The sequence below is a fragment of the Proteus sp. Marseille-Q3619 genome, assembly GCF_965283115.1.
Genome location: NZ_CBDIMP010000010.1, coordinates 1 through 1,192, shown reverse-complemented (window position 1 = coordinate 1,192; position 1,192 = coordinate 1). Strand labels below are relative to the sequence as shown.

Sequence of the window (1,192 nt, the reverse complement as noted above, 5' to 3'; positions counted from 1 at the left end):
AATTAGTATAATTAACCCAATGTGAATAATAAATACCTTGCTCTATTATGCTAAGGTAACTTAAATACTTTATTTAAGTTACTTTGGATTTTAAAGTGAAGATTATTAAAAATTAACATTAACTAAATAAGTTTTTATATTTAAAATAATATAAATATAAAATATCAATTTTATTGAATAATATAACTATTAAATTCATGTCTTATTCTTTTATTGAAAATGGATAACTGTTTTAATATATCCCTGTTGTGCAACATTTTTATTAGATTTAAATTATTTACTCTATTCATCTATACTCTTGCAGTAAAAATTAACTACTTGAAAGGAATTTATTTTTTAATAAAAGGAATTTACATGAAATTAGATGGTGTTATTTAGTATAAATTAAATCATTCTGTGTCAGAAATGCTCCCAACCCTCTGGGAGCATTTCACATGATGTTATCACTGACAAAGTGAGTTATCCCACAACATTAAGTTAAATGGTAAATTTAATGGCGCCACTAATTCATTCACCGTGGTTTGAAGCTCTGCTTTTACTTGAATCAGCCTCTGTTTATCTATATCAGGAATAAAGTTATCTTTTGCTGGTAAATCATCTAATGTGTACTCTTCCACCAAAACGCCATTAGCCCAACGCTGAAATAGCCAATAACTTTCTGGCATCAATGTATATTTTGTACCGTCAATAATTGTTGTTTTATCTTCCTGATAACGAAAGGAAATAAGCTGATTTGCAACGTTATCCCAAACCCAACCTTTGTATGTTCCATCCTCTAATCGATTTATCGACCAATGCATATCATCAGGTTGATAAAAATACAGCTCAGTTAATACAACATAAGGTGTGGTTTTTGTTGATAATGAGGCCTGAATAAGACCATCAGTAAAATAAGAAATATTAAGTGTTTTATTATCAATGTTCAGTTCAATACTGCAAGTATCCCAATGTGTTATTGTTAAACCTTCTTTAGTTGGTTTTTCTGGAATGGAAATCACGGCATCTGTTGCATCATCTTCTGCTGGTGGGTAGTAATGACCTGTAATATATTCACCGTTATTGTCATAGAAGTACCATGTCGCTAAAGGTGAGTTTTGAAAATATTTATTAATGATCAAAAAAGAGAGTAGTGCAATCGTCAAAAAAAGAAATATAAATCGTATTTTTTTAGCCATTTTAATTAATTGCCTAT

Annotated in this window: 1 protein-coding gene; it reads right to left on the bottom strand. The window is 29.1% G+C overall.

Translation table 11 applies throughout. The features are described 5' to 3' along the window. Positions 1 to 443 precede the first annotated feature (443 nt). A partial coding sequence (locus ACWPWK_RS19030) for a hypothetical protein (RefSeq protein WP_454209247.1) occupies positions 444 to 1,192 on the bottom strand: 749 nt, incomplete at its 5' end.